Genomic DNA, 16025 nt, shown 5'->3' with positions numbered 1-16025 from the left:
GCGGAGCCTCAAATCCCCAGATATTTGTGCTGCAGATCCGGCTCTGCCAATAGCTCGTCCGAGGTGCCGCTCCACACCGTCTTGCCGCGCTCGATGATGGTGTGGCGGTCGCAGATGCGGGCAAGGTGGTCGACGTTCTTGTCGACGACCAGGATCGATTGTCCCCGGCTCTTGAGCAGCGACAGGCAGCTCCAGATCTCTTCGCGGATCAGGGGTGCCAGGCCTTCGGTCGCTTCATCCAGGATGAGGAGCTTCGGATTGGTCATCAACGCGCGGCCGATCGCGAGCATCTGCTGCTCGCCGCCGGAGAGCTGGTTGCCCATGTTGGAGGCGCGCTCGGCCAGGCGCGGAAACATCACGTAGATCGCCGCCAGCGTCCAGGGATTGCTGCTGTCGAAACGATCGGCGGCGGCCGCGACCAGGTTTTCGCGCACGGTAAGATTCGGGAAGATCTGCCGCCCCTCGGGGACGAGGCCGACGCCGAGTTGCGCGATCCGGTAGGACGGTTGCGTCCGCACCTCCGAGCCTGCGAAGCGGATGCTGCCTGCGCGCGCCGGCGTCAGGCCCATGATGGAGCGGATGGTCGTGGTCTTGCCCATGCCGTTGCGGCCCATCAGCGAGACCATCTCGCCTGATTTGACAGACAGCGACAAGCCGAACAGCACCTGGGACAGGCCGTAGCAGGTCTCGATGCCGTCGACCTCGAGCAGCGTGTCACCCATCCCTTTTTCAGACATGGTGCGCCACCACATGCGCCTCGCCGAGATAGGCGCGCTTGACGTCCTCGTTCGCCCGGATCGCGGCCGGATCGCCGGAGGCGATGACGCGGCCATAGACCAGCACGGAGATGCGGTCGGCGAGCGCAAATACCGCCGGCATGTCGTGCTCGACCAGCACGATCGAGACCTCCTTGCGCAGCTCCTGGAGCAGCTGCACCATGCGCTGGGACTCGGTGACGCCGAGGCCCGCCATCGGCTCGTCGAGCAGCAAAAGTTTCGGCTTGCTTGCCAGCGCAACCGCCAGCTCGATCTGGCGACGCTCGCCATGGCTGAGCCTGGACACCAGGACGTCGGCACGATGGGCGAGACCGACACGGTCGAGCGCGGCATGCGCGGCATCGCGCAGGCCCTTCTCCTTGCGTGCATCGGCGAAGAATCGGAATGAGGTGCCGGCATGCGCCTGCGCCGCGAGCGCGACATTGTCGGCGGCGGTGAAATCGAGCAGCAGCGAGGTGATCTGGAACGAACGTGCCAGGCCCAGCGCGCAGCGGCGATAGGCTGGCAGATAGGTGATGTCGCGCCCCGCCAGCGAGACGCTGCCGGAATGCGGCTCCAGATGCCCGGTGAGCTGGCTGATCAGCGTGGTCTTGCCGGCGCCGTTCGGGCCGATGATGGCATGCAGCTCGCCTGCCGCAACGTCGAGCGAGACGTTGTCCGTCGCAACGATGCCGCCGAAGCGGCGCACCAGCTTGTCGACACGGAGCAGCGGCTCAGCCACGGTTGAGCCTCCCGAGCAGGCCCATGATGCCGCCGCGGCCGAACAGCACGATCAGCAGCAGCAGCGGGCCCATGATCAGCGCCCAATATTCGGTGAGCTGCGACAAGAACTCTTCCAGCAGCAAATATACCACCGCGCCGATGACCGGACCGAACAGCGTGCCCATGCCCCCGAGGATCACCATCACCATAAGATCGCCGGAACGGGTCCAGTACATCGCGGCCGGGCTGACGAAATCGGTGTTGTTGGCGAGCAGCGCGCCGGCAAGGCCGCACATCATGCCGGAGATGACGAAGCAGACCAACTGGTAGCGTTTTGAGGGAAAGCCGATCGCCTGCATGCGCTGCTCGTTGGAGCGCAGGCCCTGCAGGACGAGGCCAAAGCGCGAATTGACAATGCGCCAGATCAGGAAGACCACGCCGAACAGGCAGGCGAGGCAGAGATAGTAGAACTGCGTGCGGTTCGACAGGTTGATCAGCCCGGAGAAGTCGCTGCGCTTGTAGACGGTGAGGCCGTCATCGCCGCCGTAACGCGCCAGCCCCGAGGCGACGTAATAGGCCATCTGCGCGAAAGCGAGCGTGATCATGATGAAGTAAACGCCACGCGTGCGAAGCGAGAGCGCGCCGATCACGACGGCGTAAGTCGCGGAGGCCGCGAGCGCGACCGGAAACTGGATGAAACCGCTTCCCACGCCTTCCTGCGCCAGCATGCCGACCGCGTAACCGCCGATGCCGAGATAGGCGGCATGGCCAAAACTCATCATGCCGCCAAAACCCATGATGAGGTTGAGGCTCGCGGCCGCCAGCGCCAGGATGACGAAGCGCGTGAACAGCGTCAGGATGAAGATGTTGCCGGAGAGTTGCGAATAGAGCGGCAGCAGCACGAGGCCCGCCAGCATCAGGGCCGTGACGGCCTTGCTCACAGTGAATGACTTCATCGGCGGTTGGCCGGAAACAGCCCCTCCGGCCGCACCACCAGCACGATCGCCATCAGCAGATAGATCAGCATGGACGACAGCGCGGGCGCGGCAGTGGAAGCAGCAGCGCCGCTCAGCACCTGCCGCAACAAATTCGGCAAGAAGGCGCGGCCGAGCGTGTCGATCATGCCGACGAAGATCGCGGCCAGGAACGCGCCCCGGATCGAACCGATACCGCCGATCACGATGATGACGAAGGCAAGGATCAGGATGTTCTCGCCCATGCCGATCTGCACGGTGAGGATCGGCGCCTGCATCAACCCGGCAAGACCAGCGAGCGCGGCACCGAGGCCGAACACCAGGGTGTAGAGCAGCTTGATGTTGATGCCGAGCGCGCCGATCATCTCGCGATTGGAGGCGCCGGCGCGGATCAGCATGCCGATGCGGGTACGCATCACGCCGAGATAGAGCAACAGCGCAACCAGCAGCGCCACGACGATGATGGCGAGGCGATAGGCGGGATAGTGAATGCCGGGCAGGATCGGCACCGGCACGGTGAGCCAAGCCGGCAGCGGCAATGCAAGCCCGGCCGGGCCCCAGATCAGCCGCACGGCTTCATTGAAGAACAGGATCAGGCCGAAGGTCGCGAGCACGTGGTCGAGATGGTCGCGTCCGTAGAGGTGCCGCAGCGCGGTCATCTCGAGCACGATGCCGAGCACGAGCGTCGCGCCGAGCGCCAAAAGCGCGCCGAGCAGGAAGCTGCCGGTCCAGGCTGCGAAGGTCGCGGCGAAATAGGCGCCCATCATGTAGAGCGAGCCGTGCGCGAGGTTGACGAGATCCATGATCCCGAACACCAGCGTCAGGCCGGCGGCGAGCAGGAACAGCAGCAGGCCGAACTGCAAACCGTTCAAGAACTGTTCGACGACGAGCAGCATCAAAACTCTTTCAGGCGCACGCAGGTTCGCGCCGATGTTCGAACACGGTCGCCATCAGTGAAAGAGCTCCCCCTGCCTGTACAAGGCGGAAAAATGGGTAATGGCAGTATCGTTCCGAGGCAAGAGCGATTCGACACCCAACATGCACTTTGTTGCATGCCGATGCATCCGATCGATCCTGGCCCTGTAATTTGCCCTGCAAGAAGACTGCCGCGCAGGATGGGTCAACCTGCCGCACCCAAACGGATCACCCTCCCTCCGTTCCCGGAGAGAGGGTGTGAAATTCGTCGCAACGTATGGATGGAGACGCCTAGTGCGACGTCATCTGCCGGGGAAGGTCATCCGGCTCGGCAAGCACGCTATTGGCTGTCGAGGCCTCCAGCGCCGCCATCCGGAACAGATAGGCGAGCGTCGCCAATCCGGTGTCTTCCGCCATCTGCGCGAGCTCGAGCGCCATGTCGGACATGTAGCCGAGATTTTCGTCTTTGATCTGCGCCATGATCTGGCTGTCCCGCATCATGTTCGACATCTCAGGCGCTCTTTCGTTGCGCGGCAGCGAGGCCGCAGAGGTTGGCAAGGGCGATGCAATCGATACGCGGACCGTCCTGTTGGACGACGTTTGTCGTCCCGATACGGTCACACACGGCGTCCAGCGACACCTGACGGATCTCGATCGTGGCCGCCATCGTCCAGGAATCTTCGACCAGCGCCGGCAATCCCAGCGGCGCGACGATGAATCCGATCTCGTGGAAGCGCGGCAGCCACCAGGTCTCCATCACAAGAGAGAGACGCTCGATGCCCTGATCGAGACAGAACTCCTGCGCCGCTGCCATCAATTGCCAATTGAACGCGCCGTCGCGGCGCTCGCGCGAAACGAAGAAACGTGACCACTCCCATACCAGCGGGTTGGAGGGGCAACCGCGCACCGCGGCGAGATGCGGGAAGACCTCGCTCATCATCGTCGGCTTGGTGGTAGGATAGAGGCGGGAGCCGCCGAGCACCCGGCGATTTTCGAGCGCTAGCAGGTAGACCGCGTCCTCATTGTCGTAGGTATCGACCTCGCGGCCATCGGGCTTGCGCAGCGCCTCCCATTTCCGCTCCTCGACAAAAATCTCGTGACGCACCCTGAAATGTTGCTCGAGAACGTCCTCGTAGAGGTGCCGGTTGGCGGCAGAAATCACATGAATCATTTATTCCCCCATTGTTCGAAATAAGGGGAACACTCACGGAAAACGGCCAAAGCGACTATTGGGAAATTTCCCAGTAGGCGCGGATTTCAGGGGGTGATGATTCTGTGGCGGATTGCGATCGCAACCGCATGCGTCCGGTTGACGGCACCAAGTTTGCGCGCGGCAGTTGCGAGATGCTCTTCGGCGGTGCGCTGCGTGATGTGCAGGATCTCGCCGATTTCCCAAGCCGACTTGCCCTGCGAGGCCCAGGCGAGCACCTCGCGCTCGCGCGGGGTAAGGCGCATCGATCGATGCGGCGCCGGATCGAGCAAGCGGCGAATGTGATCGAAGCCGTACATGCCGATCAGGTGCAGCGCCGGCTTGCTGCGCGCATTGAGATCGAGGTGAACGCCACCGAGCGAGACGCCGGCCTCGTAGCCGGTCAATCCGTGGATCGGCACGACGAAGCCGCGCGACATACGGAAATCGGCAGCGCGCCGCATCACCTCCACTGCGCCCGGCTCCAGCTCCGGATCGTACGGCGCCTCGGACCACTCGAAAGGGTTCACCGTCTGCCGGCATTTGCGGATCACGGGATCGACGCGGTCGTAGCCTTTTTGGGTATAGAGGCTGAACCACTCCGCCGGCCACTTCTTGGCGAGCACCATCTGGGAAAAACGCTGATCGGGATTCGGCAAGCCGGTTACGATGATGTGCTCGAAGCCGTAGCGCCCGAACGCGGTCGCAAGCGCATCCATGGCGTCCGGAACCTTGGTATAGGCTCCAAGCCCCTCAATGAAGTCGAGCGCTTCCCGGCCATAATCCACGGCGGACATCGGTGCGTTTCCTGACCCTCGTTATCGCTATAGCACGTCCTGGCGACTGCCTCAATTCAGCGCTTCCGTAGTTTCCCGGTATCCCATTGACCCCGAAGGCTTAATCTACTTGTGGAAGAAGTGACGTCAAGTTACACCTACAATGTCTGAAGCGGGGAAACCACGATGGAAGACGAGGACATCGCCCTCAACAGCGTGCTCGGCCTGGAACTCAACCGCGTATTTTTCGCCGTCCGCGAAACGGCAAACAAGCAGAAGATCATCGAGTTCGCGCGCGGGGTGCTGCAAAGCGAGCGCAGCAAGCCGGCCGAGAGCGCCTCGCCGGACGGACCGGCGAGCTAGCACGCAATTGCCGTGAGCGCACGAACGGTCCGTTCGGTGCCATGGCTTGCTCTGATCTGAACTGAACAACCGAACGCGAATGTTTCCTTCCTTCTTCCCTTGTGGGAGAAGTGGCATGGGCGGCCTTCGGCCGCCGTTCTTAAAACAAAACGCCGATGCTTCGGATCGGCTATGGCGCCGGATGAGGGGTTGTTTCCACGCGTTCAAATGCGCGAGGCTCGCGCGGGGAGAGAACCCTTCACCCGTCTCGCCCTATCGCGGCGGTCCACCCGCCTCCACAAGGGGAGAGGGAAAGGCAGCGCCGACCACGATTATCTTTTGGATGCCCAAGACATGATGACGCTGCGCCAGGTTGAAGTGATCCGTGCCGTGATGGTGACGGGCACGATCGGCGGCGCGGCGAAGCTGCTGAACGTTTCGGCGCCGGGCATCAGCCGCCTCGTTAAATACACCGAGCGCTCGCTCGGCATCCGCTTCTTTCAGCGCCAGAACGGCCGCTATTTCCCGACGCCGGAAGCCGAGAACATCTTCGAGCAGATCAACGGCGTCTACAAGAAGGTCGACGACCTCTCCGAGATCATCTCCAAGATCGGACGCGGCGGATTGTCGGAATTGCGCATCGGCTCGGTGCCGAGCATTTCGCAAGTCATGGTGCCGCGCGCAATCGAGCGGGTCCGGCGGCGCTATCCGGATTTGGGCATCGACATCAACATCCTCAAGCTCGAGGAAGCCATCGACTATCTCATGCTCGGCCGCGGCGAGTGCGTGGCGATGAGCTACCGCCTGGAGCATTCCGGACTCGACTTCATGCCGCTCGCCTCCGGCGAGCTCTATTGCATCGTGCCGCCGGGCCACGAGCTCGCCGGCCGCAAGCAGGTCTCCGCCGCCGAGATCACCCGCTATCCGCTGATTGGCATCGATCCCAACGATCCCTACGGGCGGATCATGGCCGAGATCTTCGCGCGCCACCGCCTCGAGTACAACATCACCATCCGCGCCCGCTTCGGCACCACGGTCTGCGCGCTGGTGAAGGCGGGGCTCGGCATCGCCATCATCGACCAGTTCACGGTGGCCCATGGGGGCTATCCCGGCATCGAGCTGATCAAGATCACCGAGCCGACGCGATTCGATACCTATATCGCGGTGAAGCGCGGCGCGCCGCTGTCGCTTCATGTCGAGTATTTCATCGAGGCCCTGCGCGCGGAGATGCGCGCGGTCGAGCCGTCGCGGGGCAAAGGCAGGGCCGCGCCGCCACGGCGGAAGAGATAACATTACGTTAGGTTTACAGCACAAAAGGGTAATTGTGTTAGGCCGAGGAAAGGCTATCGTCCCTGTTGGAAGCCCCTTGGAATTGGGCGGATTTCCCCGCTAATGGCCGGGACCAAACGCTCCCAACGAGACGATAGCGAACCATGTCAAAGCGCGGACCTGCCGCATCCAAAAAACTCCTGACCGGCCTGATCGGCGCACCCATCGCGCATTCCGCCTCCCCTGCCATGCATGAGCGCGCCGCGGAGGGGCTTGGCCTGCGCGGACATTATCAGCTCATCGAAGTGGCCGGCGCCGATGCGGCCGGGCTCCGGCTGATGCTGGAAGGCGTGCGGCGGCTCGGCTTTGCCGGCGTCAACGTCACCTTTCCCTACAAGGAGGCAGTGGTCCCGCTGCTCGATGAACTGGCACCGGCTGCGGCCGCGATGGGGGCGGTCAACACCGTCGTCGCCAGCAACGGCCGGCTGATCGGCCACAACACCGACACGACGGGCTTTGCGCGCGCCGTCGCGCCGCTGCTGGCGGCCTCTGGAAACGCGGTCGCTGTGATCGGCACCGGCGGCGTCGGCAAGGCGATCGCCTTTGCGCTGGCGAGCCTTGACGTGGCCGACATCCGCATCTTCGACAGCGAGCCGGCACGCGCCGAAAAACTCGCCGCACTGCTCGTCAAGCAGGGTGGCGCCAGGGTCGCCGCGAGCGTCGAGGACGCGCTCGATGGCGCAACGGGCCTCGTCAACGGCACGCCGGTCGGCATGCTGCCGAACCGGGAAACGCCGGTCGCGCCGACGCTGTTGCGTCAAAACCTGTGGGTCGCCGACGCCGTCTATTCGCCGCTGATCACGCCGCTGCTAGCGGCTGCCCAAGCCAAGGGGGCGCGGATCATGACCGGCCGGGAGCTTGCGATCTACCAGGCCGCCGACGCTTTCGAACTGTTCACTGGCCTTGCCCCATCCACCGAGATCATGGGAGAGGCATTCGACGAGGTGATGGCGGCACGAAGCCCGGCCTATCACGCAGCGTAACCGAAGCGGCCGGACACAAGGCCGCGCGTAACATCAAAAGAAATCGGAGGATAGACCATGAAATCGACCATTCTGGCAGGCGCCCTGCTTGCATTCGCGACCGCAACCGGTGTCCACGCCCAGGCGATCAAGCTCGCCGACGTCGCCGAGCTGTCCGGCGGCGGCGCCACCGTCGGCACCAACTGGAAGAACGGCATCGACCTCGCGATCGAGGAGATCAACGCCAAGGGCGGCGTGCTCGGCCGCAAGCTCGAAGTCACTCATGCGGACTCGCAATCCAACCCGGGCGTCGCGCGCGCGCAGGTACAAAAGGCGCTCGACGCCGAGCCCTATGTGCTGCTCGGACCCGGCTATTCCGGCTCCGTGAAGGTGACGGCACCGCTGGCGGCCGAGGCCGGCATCGCGCAGATCATGGGCGGCGAAGCCGCCGAGCTGACGCAAGGCGGAAACAAATTCCTGTTCCGCACCTCGTTCGGCCAGCAATCGTCGATGCCGAAAGTGGCCAAATACATTCACGACGACATGAAGGCGAAGTCGGTCGCCGTCGTCTGGGTCAACAATGACTTTGGCCGTGGCGGTCGCGATGTCGTCGTCAAGGAGCTCGACCGGCTCGGCTCCAAGGTCGTCGCCGATCTCTCCACCGAGGCGGGCCAGGCCGATTTCGCCGCCGACGTCGGCAAGATCAAGGCCGCCAATCCCGACGCCGTGTTCGTCTATTTGAACGAGGAAGAGAGCGCGCGCATCCTCAAGGAGCTGAAGCGCCAGGGCGTCACCGCGCCGCTGATGGGCGAGACCACGCTGATCGGCCAGAAGGTGATCGAACTTGCGGGCGATGCCGCCAACGGCGCGCGCGGCCATGTCGGCCTCACCACCGATGCGCCGGTCGACCTGATCAAGGCGTTTCGCGACAAGTTCGCGAAGAAGTACAATTACGTGCCCGACCATAACGGCCTGAAAGGCTATCTCGCGGTCTACATGGTGAAGGCCGCCACCGACAAGATGGGCAAGGTCGATTCCAAGGCATTCGCCGACACGCTGCACGGCCTGACCATCAAGGCCGCGGACGAGCCGGGCATCTTGATGGACGCCACCTTCAGCGACACCGGTGACATCGATCGCCAGAGCTTTCTGGTCGAAGTGGTCGAAGGCAAGCAGGTCGTGAAACAGGTGCTGCCGAAGGTGAAGTGAGGTCTTTGCCCTTCGCCCGCCTCTTGCGGAGCGAGATCTTTCGTCTCCCTCTCTCCGTAAGAATGGGGAGAGGGAGAAGAAAGAGAGTGGGGAGAGGGAGAAGACAGCGCGCCGAGAGGGGAAAATGTCCAATCTGTTCGATCTTCTGGTCGCGGGACTTGCCACCGGCGCGATCTATGCGCTGGTCGCGGTCGGCTTCACGCTGCTGTGGCAGACCTCGCAGACCATCAATTTCGCGCAAGGCGAGTTCGTGATGCTGCCGGCGTTCCTGATGCTGGCGGCGATGCATGCCGGCGCGCCGTTCTGGCTCGCGATCATCCTGGGCATCCTGCTCTCGATGCTCCTGCTCGGCCTCGCCTTCAAGATGCTGCTGGTGGATCCGATGATGCGTCACGGCGTGCTGCCGCTCGCGATCGCGACCATGGCGCTCGCGATCGGCCTCAAGGAGGCCGTAAAACAGTTCTTCAGCGCCGAAGCCTCACCCTTCCCTTCGATCGTGCCGACCGGGGACGTCTCCATCCTCGGCCATGCCGTCTCGCTGCAAAGCATCGGCGTCCTCGTCCTCGCTATCGTTGCCGTCTTCGGCTTGACCGCGCTTCTCAACCGCACCTCGCTCGGCCACCAGATGCAGGCGGCGGCGCAGAATCCGACCGTGGCGCGCATCATCGGCGTTCCGGTCGAACGCATGATTCTCCTGACCTTCCTGATCAACGCGTTCCTGGTCGCTCTCGCCTCGCTGTTGATCACGCCGATCTATCTCGCGAAATTCACGTCCGGCGAGGTGCTGGGCCAGGCTGCCTTCATCGCCGCGATCGTCGGCGGGTTTAACCAGGTACGCGGCGCGATCGCAGGCGGTCTCCTGATCGGCGTGCTCGACAATCTCGCGGCTGCTTATGTCTCGACGCAGTACCGCGCCGCCGTGCCGATGATCTTCCTGATCGCCGTCATCCTGTTCCGGCCGCAGGGCCTGCTCGGTCGCGCCGAGGAGCGCACCGTATGAGTGGCTTCGCCAAACCTCTCAAGATCGCGTTCGGCCTCATCGTCATCGCTGCGCTGATCGTCGTCCCCATGAACTTCAACCGCTATGGCCTGTTCATCCTGAGCCAATGGGCGGTGATGGCCATCGCCGCAATGGGCCTCAACCTCACGCTCGGTTATGCCGGCCAGGTCTCGCTGGCACAGGGCGCCTTCGTCGGCATCGGCGCCTACGCCGCGGCAATCATGACCACCCATGGCTGGCCGCTGCCGGCGGCGATCGTCGTTGCGATCGCCTTGAGCTTCGCGGTCGGCTGGATGCTCGGCTATCCCGCGCTGCGGGTGCAGCACCATTACCTGGCCTTCGTCACGCTCGCCTTCTCCACGCTGGCCTTCCTGGTGTTTCGCAACGAGAGCTGGCTCACCGGCGGCATCTACGGCATCTCCAACATTCCGCGGCCGCACATCTTCGGCATCGCGACCAACAAGCCGCTGCCGTTCTATTATGTCTGCCTCGGCTCGCTCGCGATCGTGTCGCTCGCGGTGTGGTGGCTGATCCGCTCGCCCTGGGGCCGCGCCTTCATGGCGCTGCGCGAAAACCCGCTGCGGGCGCAGTCGCTGGGCGTCGACACGCGACGCTATACGCTGATGGCGTTCGCGATCGGCTCCGCGCTCGGCGGCGTCGCCGGCGCGCTCTATGCGCCGCTGACGCAATATATCGATCCCGTGCCGTTCAACCTGTCGCTCTCGCTCGACCTGCTGATGATGGTGATCGTCGGCGGTGCCGGCTTCTTCCTCGGTCCGTTCCTCGGCGCGATGATCGCCGTGCTGTTGCCGGAATGGCTGCGCTTCACCGAGGGCTATTATCTGATGCTCTACGCGATCGCGGTGATGGGGCTGCTGATCTGGTCGCCGACCGGAATCTTGGGAATCCTCGCCCGCTATCTCGCCGAACGCCGTACCAAGGTGGCCTCCGCCCAGCGCGCCGCCGCAAAGTCCCGGCTGGAGACGGTGCAATGAGCGCGGTCCTCGAAGTCACCGACATCAAGAAGAACTTTGGCGGCATCAGCGCCGTCAGCGGCGTCTCTTTCGACGTCCGCGAAGGCGAGATCCTCGGCCTGATCGGGCCGAACGGCTGCGGCAAGTCGACCCTGTTCAACTGCATCCTCGGCCAGCTCACGCCGAGCGCCGGCGAGGTCAAGCTCGACGGCAAGGTCGTCACGGGCTTGCGCCCCGCCGAGCTCAACAAGCTCGGGGTCAGCCGCACCTTCCAGCTCCTGCAGGTGTTCCCAAAACTCTCGGTGCGCGAGAACCTGATCCTCGCGGGACAGGAGCACCAGGGCAGCATGGCCTCGCGCCTGGTCGGCCGCTCCGATGCCGGACTGACGGAGGCCGCCAACCAGATGATCGGATTTTTCAAGCTCGATCATCTCGCCGACGAGCCGGCCGGCGGGCTCTCCTATGGCCAGCAAAAACTGCTCGACGCCGCCATGGCCTTCATGGGCGGACCGCGGCTGGTGCTGCTCGATGAGCCCGCCGGCGGCGTCAACCCGTCGATGCTCGCTGACCTGAAGGACCGCCTGGTCGCGATCAACCGCGAGAAGAATGCCACCTTCGTCGTGATCGAGCACAACATGGAATTCGTGATGTCGCTGTGCTCGCGCGTGATGGTGATGGCGGAAGGCAAGGTGCTGGCGATGGGACGGCCCGACGAGGTCCGAAAGAACCCCGCCGTGATCGAAGCCTATCTAGGACATTGAGGAACCAGCCATGAGCGATCCGATCCTCTCGGTTCACAATCTCGTCGGCGGCTACGGCAAGATGACGATCCTGAACGGCACCACCTTCGCGGTGCCGCAGGCCACCATCACCACCATCATCGGCCCGAACGGCGCCGGCAAGTCCACCGTGTTCAAGGCGATCTTCGGCCTGCTCAAGCTGCGCGAGGGCAAGATCAACTTCGCCGGCCGCGACGTCACCCATTTGGGCCAGCGCGCGCTGCTCAAGGCCGGCATCTGCTACGTGCCGCAGGGCCGCAACATCTTTCCCGAACTGTCGGTGCGCCACAATATCGAGCTTGGCGGCGTTTCCGCCGGCAAGGGCATCGACCTGCGGAGCAGGATCGAGGCCGCGCTCGACCTGTTCCCGGCGCTGCGGCGGAAATCGACGCAGCAGGCCTCCACGCTGTCCGGCGGCGAGCAGAAACAGCTCGAAATCGCCCGCTCGCTGCTGCTCGAACCGAAGCTCGTGCTGATCGACGAGCCCTCGATCGGCCTGTCGCCGCTGATGGTGCAGCAGACTTTCGACATCCTGAAGAGCCTGCGCGACCGCGGTGTCACCATTCTGATGATCGAGCAGAACGCACGCTCGGCGCTGGAGATATCCGACATCGGCATCGTGCTCGAGCTCGGCCAGACCCGGATGATCGACGGCGCGAAGCGCATATTGAATGATCCCCGCATCGGACAATTGTTCCTGGGCGGCGCGATGGAGGACAACGCAGCATGAGTAAACGCTCGATCGCAACGATCTCTCTCTCCGGCGCCCTTGACGAGAAGCTCCGCGCCATCGCGTCTGCAGGCTTCGACGCGGTCGAGATTTTCGAGAACGATCTGCTGTCGTTCGGCGCCGGCCCGCGCGACATCGCAAAACTCTGCAAGGACCTCAATCTCGAGATCTGCGCGTTTCAGCCGTTCCGCGATTTCGAGGGCATGCCGGAGCCGCAGCGTTCGCGCAACTTTGCCCGCGCCGAGCGGAAGTTCGACCTGATGCAGGAGCTCGGCACTGACCTGCTGCTGATCTGCTCCAACGTGTCGCCGGCCTCGCTCGGCGGCATCGACCGCGCCGCGGATGATTTTCGCGAGCTTGGCGAGCGCGCGGCCAAACGGTCTTTGCGGGTCGGCTACGAGGCATTGGCTTGGGGACGCCACGTCAACGATTACCGCGATGCATGGGAAATCGTGCGGCGCGCCGATCACCCCGCGATCGGTGTCATCCTCGACAGCTTTCACGCACTGGCCCCCGGCTTTCCGGTCCGCGCGATGGCCTCGATCCCCGGCGACAAGATCTTCCTGGTCCAGCTTGCGGACGCGCCGAAGCTCGAGCTCGACATCTTGTCGTGGAGCCGGCACTTCCGCTCCTTTCCCGGCCAGGGCGACCTGCCGGTCGGCGAGTTCATGGCGGCGATCGCGGCAACCGGCTATGCCGGACCGCTGTCGCTGGAGATCTTCAACGACCAATTCCGCGCCGGCTCGGCCGTGCAGACCGCGGTCGACGGCCTGCGTTCGCTGATCCTGCTGGAAGACCAGCTTGCGCCGGATTGGCCAAAGTTCATCAGTGAGCCCTTGGCGCCGAAGCCCAGAAGTCGCGGCACGGGCTTCATCGAGTTTGCCGTCAACGAGACCAAGGCCGGCGAACTCGCCCGCCTGCTCGCGCAGCTCGGTTTCCGCAAAACCGGCAAGCATCGCAGCAAGGCGGTGGAGCGCTGGTCGCAAGGCAAGGTCGAGCTCGTCGTCAACTCCGAGACCGACGGCTTTGCGCATTCGCACTACGTGACGCACGGCCCCGGCGTCTGCGCCATCGCGCTCGACGTCGACAATGCCGGCCTCGTCATGCAGCGCGCCGAAACACTGAAAGCGCGCACCTTCTACCAGCCTGTCGGACCGGGCGAGCTCGAGATTCCCGCAATCCACGGCGTCGGCGGCAGCCTGCTGTATTTCCTCGACCAAGCCGGCAAGAACTGGGACACGGATTTCGAACAAGTCCCGAGCGACGCTCGCGCGGACGCCCTGCTGGCCGTCGATCACATCGCGCAGTCGATGCCCTATGACGAGATGCTGTCATGGCTGCTGTTCTACACCGGCATCCTCGACCTCAAGCGGCTGCCGCAGATGGAGATCGCCGATCCCAGGGGCCTCGTGCAAAGCCAGGCCGTCGTCAACGGCGACCAGAGCCTGCGCTTCGTGCTCAACGGCTCATCCGCCAACCGCACGCTGCCGGCCCGCTTCATCTCGGAGTTTTTCGGCTCGGGCGTGCAGCACGTCGCGTTCACGTGCCGGGACATTTTCGCGGCGGTCGCGGAGATGCGCAAGCGCGGCGCGGATTTTTTGGATATCCCGGATAATTACTACGACGACATCGAAGCCAAATACGACCTCGCGCCCGAGCTGATGGCGCAGCTGCGCGCCAACCACATTCTCTACGACCGCGAAGGCGACGGGGAGTTCTTTCAGGTCTACACCCACATCTTCGACGAGCGTTTCTTCTTCGAGATCGTGGAGCGACGGGACTACCACGGCTTCGGCGCGGCCAATGCCGGGATCAGGCTCGCGGCGCAAGCGCGCGAGGTGCGGCCTGTGAGTATGCCGCGGGTGTAGTCTCTACCGAGGCCGTCATTGCGAGGAGCGAAGCGACGAAGCAATCCAGAGTCTTTCCACGGAAAGATTCTGGATTGCTTCGCTGCGCTCGCAATGACGTGGAGGGAGCATGAGAGTGCGGCGACAGGGCTGCCCGCAGAGGCAGCCCTCACCCCAACCCTCTCCCCGTAAGAACGGGGCGAGGGAGGAGAGAGAGCTCGCCCGGACTCACTTCATCGCGCATTTGTCGTGGAAGCGATCCTGGTCGTTTTCAACGATGGTCGCGACCGTCTTCAGCGAGAGCTGGCCTTCGCCGTCCTTGACCACGTCCTGGAGATAGAAGTTCTGCACCGGGATGTGGTTCTTGCCGTACTTGAAGGGGCCGCGTAGCGACTTGAAGTTGGCCTTCTCCATCTCGGCTTTCATCGCGTCCTTCTTGCTGGTGTCGCCCTTCACCGCGACCACCGCGCTGTTGATGAGCTGGGCCGCGTCATAGGCTTGCGCGCCATAATAGGTCGGGCGCAGGCCGGGGTACTTCTTGCGATAGTCGGCGACGAAGCGCTTGTTCTGCTCGTTGGGCAGATCATTCACCCATTCCTGCGCGCCGGGAACGCCGAGCGCGTTCTCCTTTTGCAGCGGCAGCGACAGCTCGTCGACGGTGAACGCCGTGTAGAGCGGCATCGTGCTCTTCAGCCCGGCCTGCGCATATTGGTTGAGGAACTGCACGCCGGCTGCACCCGGATAGAACACGAAGATCGACTCGGCGCCCGAGGCGCGCGCCTTGGAGAGCTCGGCGGAGAAGTCGAGCTGGCTCGGCCAGACCGTGTATTCCTCGCCCTTGACCTCGCCCTTGAACGTGCTCTTCACGCCCGCGAGCATGTCCTTGCCGGCGGCGTAGTTCGGGCCGATCAAGAAGACGCTCTTGACGCCCTTCTGGTTCATGTAGAGGCCCATGGCGGCCGGCGTCTGGTCGTTCTGCCAGGAGGTCGAGAACACATAAGGCGAGCAGAGCTCGCCGGCGAGCTGCGACGGACCGGCATTGGCCGAGATCAGGATGGTCTGCGAATCCACGGCGGTCTTGAGCGAGGCCAGCAGCACGTTCGACCAGATGTAGCCGACGATGAAGTCGACCTTGTCGGACTGCACCAGTTTCTCGGTCTTCTGCTTGCCGACGTCGGGCTTCTGTCCGTCGTCCTCGTAAATCACCTCGACCGGCTTGCCGTCCATCTTGCGGCCGATGTGATCCAGCGCGAGCTCGAACGAGTTGCGCATGTCGTTGCCGATCACGGCGGTCGGGCCGCTGAAGGTCGAAACGAATCCGATCTTGATGGTGTCGCCGGCGGATGCCGGGCCTGCCAGCACCAGCGCCGCTGCGCCCGCCAGCCAGAATGCCGTCCTCATAACCACTCCCCTCCATATTATTATGCCCGGAAGCGGGGTGATTGCCGCCCCGGGTCATCTCTATTGAACGCAAAATCTGTCGCGCCGCCAATGGCTCAGCGCCCGCCCTGCACCATATTT

General features: G+C 63.8%; 17 protein-coding genes. 9 read left to right on the top strand and 8 right to left on the bottom strand.

Going from position 1 to position 16025, the window contains the following annotated elements:
- Nucleotides 1-8: 8 nt before the first annotated feature.
- The 7 genes from IVB41_RS03780 to IVB41_RS03750 form a co-directional block, all read right to left on the bottom strand.
- The gene (locus tag IVB41_RS03780; RefSeq protein ID WP_035961051.1) at nt 9-737 is read right to left on the bottom strand and encodes an ABC transporter ATP-binding protein; all 729 of its coding nucleotides are present in this window, start codon (nt 735-737) and stop codon (nt 9-11) included.
- Nucleotides 730-1497 (bottom strand): ABC transporter ATP-binding protein, encoded by a 768-nt coding sequence (locus IVB41_RS03775; RefSeq protein WP_247357595.1) that lies wholly within the window; start codon nt 1495-1497, stop codon nt 730-732. Before IVB41_RS03775 ends, IVB41_RS03780 begins: the two co-directional genes overlap by 8 nt.
- Entirely contained in the window at nt 1490-2434 is a 945-nt protein-coding gene (locus IVB41_RS03770; protein ID WP_247426872.1) for a branched-chain amino acid ABC transporter permease, read from the bottom strand. Before IVB41_RS03770 ends, IVB41_RS03775 begins: the two co-directional genes overlap by 8 nt.
- On the bottom strand, nt 2431-3348 hold the full coding sequence (locus IVB41_RS03765) for a branched-chain amino acid ABC transporter permease (protein ID WP_007615745.1): 918 nt from the start codon (nt 3346-3348) through the stop codon (nt 2431-2433). Before IVB41_RS03765 ends, IVB41_RS03770 begins: the two co-directional genes overlap by 4 nt.
- Before the next feature lie 310 nt (nt 3349-3658).
- Complete coding sequence (locus tag IVB41_RS03760) at nt 3659-3877, bottom strand: hypothetical protein (RefSeq protein ID WP_027514447.1); 219 nt, start codon at nt 3875-3877, stop codon at nt 3659-3661.
- A gap of 1 nt (nt 3878) precedes the next feature.
- Nucleotides 3879-4538, bottom strand: a complete 660-nt coding sequence (locus IVB41_RS03755) for an acyl-homoserine-lactone synthase (RefSeq protein WP_247426869.1) — start codon at nt 4536-4538, stop codon at nt 3879-3881.
- 86 nt (nt 4539-4624) lie between these two features.
- Nucleotides 4625-5353: a LuxR family transcriptional regulator gene (locus tag IVB41_RS03750; RefSeq protein WP_247404527.1), complete on the bottom strand. Its 729-nt coding sequence runs from the start codon at nt 5351-5353 to the stop codon at nt 4625-4627.
- 165 nt (nt 5354-5518) lie between these two features.
- Between IVB41_RS03750 and IVB41_RS03745 the strand changes: the two genes are divergently transcribed.
- The 9 genes from IVB41_RS03745 to IVB41_RS03705 all read left to right on the top strand — a co-directional run bounded on the left by IVB41_RS03745 (nt 5519) and on the right by IVB41_RS03705 (nt 14525).
- Nucleotides 5519-5695, top strand: a complete 177-nt coding sequence (locus IVB41_RS03745) for a hypothetical protein (protein WP_007597932.1) — start codon at nt 5519-5521, stop codon at nt 5693-5695.
- Nucleotides 5696-6028: 333 nt separating this feature from the next.
- Nucleotides 6029-6964, top strand: coding sequence for a LysR family transcriptional regulator (locus IVB41_RS03740; RefSeq protein WP_247426864.1), 936 nt, complete (start codon nt 6029-6031; stop codon nt 6962-6964).
- Between the two features lie 143 nt (nt 6965-7107).
- Nucleotides 7108-7986: a shikimate dehydrogenase gene (locus IVB41_RS03735; RefSeq protein ID WP_247426861.1), complete on the top strand. Its 879-nt coding sequence runs from the start codon at nt 7108-7110 to the stop codon at nt 7984-7986.
- 57 nt (nt 7987-8043) lie between these two features.
- Nucleotides 8044-9174, top strand: a complete 1131-nt coding sequence (locus IVB41_RS03730; protein WP_247426857.1) for an ABC transporter substrate-binding protein — start codon at nt 8044-8046, stop codon at nt 9172-9174.
- Between the two features lie 124 nt (nt 9175-9298).
- A complete protein-coding gene (locus tag IVB41_RS03725; RefSeq protein WP_027565921.1) occupies nt 9299-10174 on the top strand; it encodes a branched-chain amino acid ABC transporter permease in 876 nt (291 codons plus the stop codon).
- Nucleotides 10171-11169: a branched-chain amino acid ABC transporter permease gene (locus IVB41_RS03720; RefSeq protein ID WP_247426854.1), complete on the top strand. Its 999-nt coding sequence runs from the start codon at nt 10171-10173 to the stop codon at nt 11167-11169. Before IVB41_RS03725 ends, IVB41_RS03720 begins: the two co-directional genes overlap by 4 nt.
- Nucleotides 11166-11909: an ABC transporter ATP-binding protein gene (locus IVB41_RS03715; RefSeq protein WP_247426851.1), complete on the top strand. Its 744-nt coding sequence runs from the start codon at nt 11166-11168 to the stop codon at nt 11907-11909. Before IVB41_RS03720 ends, IVB41_RS03715 begins: the two co-directional genes overlap by 4 nt.
- A 10-nt stretch (nt 11910-11919) precedes the next feature.
- Complete coding sequence (locus tag IVB41_RS03710; RefSeq protein ID WP_247426848.1) at nt 11920-12657, top strand: ABC transporter ATP-binding protein; 738 nt, start codon at nt 11920-11922, stop codon at nt 12655-12657.
- On the top strand, nt 12654-14525 hold the full coding sequence (locus IVB41_RS03705) for a bifunctional sugar phosphate isomerase/epimerase/4-hydroxyphenylpyruvate dioxygenase family protein (protein WP_247426843.1): 1872 nt from the start codon (nt 12654-12656) through the stop codon (nt 14523-14525). Before IVB41_RS03710 ends, IVB41_RS03705 begins: the two co-directional genes overlap by 4 nt.
- Before the next feature lie 207 nt (nt 14526-14732).
- Here IVB41_RS03705 and IVB41_RS03700 read toward each other — a convergent pair whose 3' ends face one another.
- A complete protein-coding gene (locus tag IVB41_RS03700; protein WP_027514457.1) occupies nt 14733-15905 on the bottom strand; it encodes an ABC transporter substrate-binding protein in 1173 nt (390 codons plus the stop codon).
- Nucleotides 15906-16025 lie beyond the last annotated feature (120 nt).

The organism is Bradyrhizobium sp. 44 (genome assembly GCF_023073095.1).
Taxonomy (GTDB): Bacteria; Pseudomonadota; Alphaproteobacteria; order Rhizobiales; family Xanthobacteraceae; genus Bradyrhizobium.
Note: the sequence above shows the minus strand (reverse complement) of the source record. Positions and strands in the feature narration are given on the sequence as shown.

Coding starts and splice junctions, on each gene's coding strand:
- IVB41_RS03780 (WP_035961051.1), bottom strand. CDS start 737: ATGTCTGAAAAAGGGATGGGTGACACGCTGCTCGAGGTCGACGGCATC.
- IVB41_RS03770 (WP_247426872.1), bottom strand. CDS start 2,434: ATGAAGTCATTCACTGTGAGCAAGGCCGTCACGGCCCTGATGCTGGCG.
- IVB41_RS03765 (WP_007615745.1), bottom strand. CDS start 3,348: ATGCTGCTCGTCGTCGAACAGTTCTTGAACGGTTTGCAGTTCGGCCTG.
- IVB41_RS03760 (WP_027514447.1), bottom strand. CDS start 3,877: ATGTCGAACATGATGCGGGACAGCCAGATCATGGCGCAGATCAAAGAC.
- IVB41_RS03755 (WP_247426869.1), bottom strand. CDS start 4,538: ATGATTCATGTGATTTCTGCCGCCAACCGGCACCTCTACGAGGACGTT.
- IVB41_RS03750 (WP_247404527.1), bottom strand. CDS start 5,353: ATGTCCGCCGTGGATTATGGCCGGGAAGCGCTCGACTTCATTGAGGGG.
- IVB41_RS03745 (WP_007597932.1), top strand. CDS start 5,519: ATGGAAGACGAGGACATCGCCCTCAACAGCGTGCTCGGCCTGGAACTC.
- IVB41_RS03740 (WP_247426864.1), top strand. CDS start 6,029: ATGATGACGCTGCGCCAGGTTGAAGTGATCCGTGCCGTGATGGTGACG.
- IVB41_RS03735 (WP_247426861.1), top strand. CDS start 7,108: ATGTCAAAGCGCGGACCTGCCGCATCCAAAAAACTCCTGACCGGCCTG.
- IVB41_RS03730 (WP_247426857.1), top strand. CDS start 8,044: ATGAAATCGACCATTCTGGCAGGCGCCCTGCTTGCATTCGCGACCGCA.
- IVB41_RS03725 (WP_027565921.1), top strand. CDS start 9,299: ATGTCCAATCTGTTCGATCTTCTGGTCGCGGGACTTGCCACCGGCGCG.
- IVB41_RS03720 (WP_247426854.1), top strand. CDS start 10,171: ATGAGTGGCTTCGCCAAACCTCTCAAGATCGCGTTCGGCCTCATCGTC.
- IVB41_RS03715 (WP_247426851.1), top strand. CDS start 11,166: ATGAGCGCGGTCCTCGAAGTCACCGACATCAAGAAGAACTTTGGCGGC.
- IVB41_RS03710 (WP_247426848.1), top strand. CDS start 11,920: ATGAGCGATCCGATCCTCTCGGTTCACAATCTCGTCGGCGGCTACGGC.
- IVB41_RS03705 (WP_247426843.1), top strand. CDS start 12,654: ATGAGTAAACGCTCGATCGCAACGATCTCTCTCTCCGGCGCCCTTGAC.
- IVB41_RS03700 (WP_027514457.1), bottom strand. CDS start 15,905: ATGAGGACGGCATTCTGGCTGGCGGGCGCAGCGGCGCTGGTGCTGGCA.